The organism is Promicromonospora kroppenstedtii DSM 19349, from assembly GCF_000515355.1.
Classification (GTDB): domain Bacteria; phylum Actinomycetota; class Actinomycetes; order Actinomycetales; family Cellulomonadaceae; genus Promicromonospora; species Promicromonospora kroppenstedtii.
Genome location: NZ_KI911756.1, coordinates 41,171 through 45,441, shown reverse-complemented (window position 1 = coordinate 45,441; position 4,271 = coordinate 41,171). Strand labels below are relative to the sequence as shown.

Annotated in this window: 4 protein-coding genes; 2 read left to right on the top strand and 2 right to left on the bottom strand. The window is 73.7% G+C overall.

All coding sequences use genetic code 11. From position 1 onward, the window contains the following. Positions 1-1,264 (top strand): acetamidase/formamidase family protein (locus PROKR_RS26420; RefSeq protein ID WP_051433393.1); only part of this gene is annotated, 1,264 nt, incomplete at its 5' end. Positions 1,265-1,328: 64 nt separating this feature from the next. Further along, positions 1,329-1,703 (top strand): hypothetical protein, encoded by a 375-nt coding sequence (locus tag PROKR_RS26415; RefSeq protein ID WP_051433392.1) that lies wholly within the window; start codon positions 1,329-1,331, stop codon positions 1,701-1,703. A 66-nt stretch (positions 1,704-1,769) separates the two neighbouring features. On the opposite strand, the gene PROKR_RS26410 is transcribed toward PROKR_RS26415, so the two are convergent. Together PROKR_RS26410 and PROKR_RS37645 are read right to left on the bottom strand one after the other, a co-directional pair. Then, positions 1,770-4,079: a YhgE/Pip domain-containing protein gene (locus tag PROKR_RS26410; protein WP_051433391.1), complete on the bottom strand. Its 2,310-nt coding sequence runs from the start codon at positions 4,077-4,079 to the stop codon at positions 1,770-1,772. Further along, positions 4,076-4,271: hypothetical protein (locus PROKR_RS37645; protein ID WP_036969720.1), on the bottom strand; the 196-nt coding region annotated here is incomplete at its 5' end. The genes PROKR_RS37645 and PROKR_RS26410, both read right to left, overlap by 4 nt.

Below are 4,271 nucleotides of genomic sequence, written 5' to 3'. Positions count from 1 at the left end.
GGCCGCCGGATCGGCGGTGCCGGCCGCGGGCGCGACCCTGTCCACGGGCCGGGGCGCGGGCGCAGACCAGGGCTCGGGGCGGTACTCCGGGGTGCTCCAGCCCGGCCGGGGCCGCATCCGCGGCGACGTCTACCTGGGCTCGGACGTCGACGACGTCCTGTGGGGCTACGTCCCGTCGGTGCACGCCGACGCCGTGACCCGGATGCGCTCAGGGCAGACCGTCACCATCGACGCCGTGTCCCACGAGGGCATCCTCGAGGACCAGGGCCGTGACCCGGTCGCGTACTTCGGCGAGCACGGCGTCCACCGCCGCGAGGTGCTTCAGGACGCCGCCGCGATCGCCGCCGGGTACTCCCGGACGCCGCGCGACTTCGATGTCGACGGGCCGCACATCGTGACCGGGCCCGTCTTCGTGGAGGGCGCCGAGCCGGGCGACGTGCTGAAGATCGAGACGCTGGAGGCGACGCCGCGCGTGCCCTACGGCGTGGTCTCGTCGCGGCACGGCAAGGGCGCGCTGGCCCGGACTGCCGCAGGCGCTCCGGCGGGGATCACGCTCGACGAGGTGATGCCGCCCGTCGGCACCGACGGCCGCGGGTCCGGCATCCCGACCGAGTACGGGAACGTGTCCGTGTTCGCCCAGGTGCGCGGCGACCACGCGACCATGGGTTCGGGCCGCGGGCGGGTGCGGTTCCCGCTCAGGACCTTCTTCGGGATGATGGGCGTCGCCTATGCCGACACGACGGGACTCACCGCGCCCGAGGCCAACTCGATCCCGCCGACGCTGGGCGGCGGCAACATCGACATCAGCCACCTGGGTGCCGGCTCCACCTTCTACCTGCCGGTCAGCGCGGAGGGCGCGCTCTTCTACGTCGGCGACCCACACATGGCGATGGGTGACGGCGAGGTGGCGCTCACCGCGATGGAGGGCTCGCTACGTGGCACGTTCCGGCTGACCGTCTGCAAGCCGGGCTCCGGGGACGCGCCCTCGGTCGCGTACTCCTACCCGTTCGCCGAGACGCGGGACGCATGGATCCCGATCGGCCTGTCCGACCCGGACGGTGCGGTGGGCGGCCAGCTCAGCGACCTCGACGTCGCGATGCGCCGGGCCGTCGTGAACGCGCTCGACTTCCTGGAGCACGACCACGGCCTGGACCGGGCGGTCGCCTACGCCTACCTCTCCGCGGCAGCCGACTTCGCGGTCTCGCAGGTCGTCGACCGCACGGTCGGCGTGCACGGGCTGATCCGGAAGTCCGACCTGGCCTGAGCCCGGCGGCGTGGCCCCGGAAAAGAGCGGGCACCGGCGCGGCGGGCGACCCTATGGTCGACCCATGACGATGCCGGAGACAGCCCCCGTCGACACCTGGCTCGCGGTCACGCGGGAGGACGGCGAGACCGTCGGTTACCTCGAGCCGGTGACCGACGACTACGCCGACGTGATCCCGCGCAACCGACTCGGCCACGCCGTCGGGGACGCGCAGGACTACCACTCGGCCGAGGAGCTGGTGCTCGATCGGGGCCTGCGCGAGCTCGCGGAGCACTGGCTGCTCGACGGCGCCGACGTCGAGCTGGCGATCAGCGAGCTCTCGCCCGCCGGGATCGTGCTGCGCGACGCGTTCCTGGCCAAGGCCCTGGTCCCACTGGAGCCGACGCATGTGCCCTGGCCGGACACGGCGGGCCGGCTGCGCCGGGTCGAGAACGACTGAGTGCGGGATGCTCGCCCTGTCCAGCCATCTGGAAGGGCGAACATCCCGCACTCGGCGGACGGGTCGTCAGGCCGTGCGGAGGAGGTCCGCCGCCCGGACGGTGCGCTCGCGCGCCACCATCAGCGCCGTGATCGTGATCCCGGCGACGGCCCACAGGACCACCGCGGCGGTCGCCATCGCGATGCCGCCCGTGCCGGGCTCGACGAGCCGCACCAGGCCGGCCAGGCTCGGGCCCACCGGCAGGAACCCGGCCAGGCCCTCCAGCACGCTCGGCGCGGTGGACACCACACCCGTGGCGATGACGAGCACCGCGACGAGCAGGCTGATGCCCCGCCCGACGTGCCCGAGCGCCGCCGCGAGCGCCTGGTTGACCGCGACGAACGCGACCGAGACGAGCGCGCCGAAGCCCATGGTGGCAAGCCACCCGCCGACGTCGAGGCCCTCGATACCGGCCAGGATCGCGCCGGTCGCGAGGCCCGTGCCCAGGCCGATCGCGGCCGGGACCACGAACGTGCCGAGCGTGAGGCGCAGCGCGCCGCGGGTCGAGCCGCGGGCGCGCAACGGCACCGGCGGGAACACGATCATCAGCGCGAGCGCGCCGAGCCAGAGCGCCAGCACCGCGAACATCGGGCCCGTGGCACCGGTGTTGAGGTCGGTGACCTCGCCGTCGGTCGCGACCGGGTCGGCCACGACGGAGGCCAGGGACTTACGCTCCTGCTCCGTGTACGACGGGATCTCCTCGGTCGCCTGACCCAGTCCGTCGGACAGGTCCTGCGCACCGCCGGCCAGCTCGCCGACGCCGTCGGCCAGACCGCCCACACCGGTCGCGAGCTGGTCGGTGCCCGTCTCCAGCTGGCCAACGCCGTCGGCGAGCTGCGTGGCACCCGACGCGATACCGCCCGCGCCGCCCGAGAGCTCACGCGCACCGGAGGCGAGACCGGAAGCACCCGTCGCGAGCTGGCTGGAGCCATCGGCCAGGCCGGAGGCACCGGACGCGACCTGCGTCGCGCCGCCTTGGAGCTGCTCGAGCCCGGTGGCCAACTGCTTGTTGCGGGCGGAGAGTTCGCTCGCTCCGCCCGCGAGCCCCTCGGCACCGGCAGCGATCTCGTCGGCGCCGTCGGAGAGCTTCGAGGCTCCGGCGGCAAGGCCGTACAGGCTCTCCTCGCTGGACTTGTCAGACATCGCGCTGAGGCCGTACGCGACGGTGCCGGCGCTCACCGGGAGGTCGCTGTGCTGGGCCACCTGCGCGCACAGGTCCGCGACCTGGATCGCCAGCGCCGGGTTGCTGCAGACCTTCGCGGCCTCTGTGAACAGGTCCACGGCCCCCTCTGACGCTGCGGCCGCACTCTTGGAGAGCACGCCTGCCCCGTCCGCGGCCTTCTCGGCTCCGGCCGCAAGCTCGCTGGATCCAGCGGCAAGACCAGCAGCTCCCTTGGAGAGCCCGGAGGCACCCTCGCCGAACTGAGCCGCGCCGTCAGCAAGTTTTGCAGCTCCAGCAGAGCTCTGACCCACACCGGCGGCGACCTGGTTTGCTCCGTCCGCCAACCCAGAAGCTCCGTCCGCCAGCCCAGCCACCCCCGCGGACACCTCGTCCGCACCCGAGGCCCAGGTGTTGGCGCCCGACGCCCAGGTGCCGGCGCCGCCTGCCAGACCGGATACACCGTCGCCGAGTCCGGAGACGCCGTCAGAGGTCTGCCGCGCGCCGTCAGCCAGCTGCTCTGCGCCCTTGCCGGCCTCGTTCGCGCCGTCGGCGAGCTGCGAGGCGCCGTCGGCGGCCTTGCCCAGCTCCTCCGAGAGGGTGGAGAAGCCCACGAGCACGTTGTCCACGTAGGTCTCGGTCAGGGTGCTGCCGAGCACGCCGGTCGCGGTCTGCGCGACCACCTGGGCGAGGGCGTCGTCCAGCACGCGGCCGTCGGGGGCCGTGGCGACGTCGATGGTCGCCTGCTCCGCCTTGTCCGGGTCGTCGCCGCTGAACGAGGTCGCGGCCGCCGAGAAGTCCTCGGGGATGGTGATGACCGCGGCGTAGGTGCCGTCGGCCAGGCCGGCGGCCGCGGTCTCCTCGTCGGAGATCTCCCAGTCGTAGCTCGCGTCGGACGCGGGGATCGCCGCCGCCTCACCGGCCGCGACGTCGGCGGTCTCGCCGCCGCTCACGAGGCCGGCGGCGAGCTGGCGGCCGAGCGGCACGGTCTGGCCCTGGACCTCGACCGGCTCGTCGAGGTTCACGATCGCGGCCTTGACGGTGTCGAGCCGGTCCTGCGGGTTCCACAGGGCCGAGATGAGCAGCCCCAGGATCATCAGGGGAAGGAGCGCCACGGCCACGGCACGCCACGGATTCCGGAAGGGCTCGGGCCGGAGCCACCTCGTCGCGGTCGTCATGCCCGCACCTCCTGCTCGGTCACGTCTGTGTTCTGGTCAAGATGGGCCCCGGCCGGAGCCCTGTCGCCGGGGCTCACGTCGAGCTCCGGCGTGCCGGCCTGGGCGAGGTCGGTCGCGGCGAAGCCGGTCGAGCCCAGCAGCACCGCGACCCCTGCGGCCTGGGCGTGGGCGACGGCCTGCGCCAGCTCCGCA

What these genes read in the sequence shown, in the direction of transcription:
- PROKR_RS26415 (WP_051433392.1), top strand. Translation starts at nt 1,329, where the DNA reads ATGACGATGCCGGAGACAGCCCCCGTCGACACCTGGCTCGCGGTCACG.
- PROKR_RS26410 (WP_051433391.1), bottom strand. Translation starts at nt 4,079, where the DNA reads ATGACGACCGCGACGAGGTGGCTCCGGCCCGAGCCCTTCCGGAATCCG.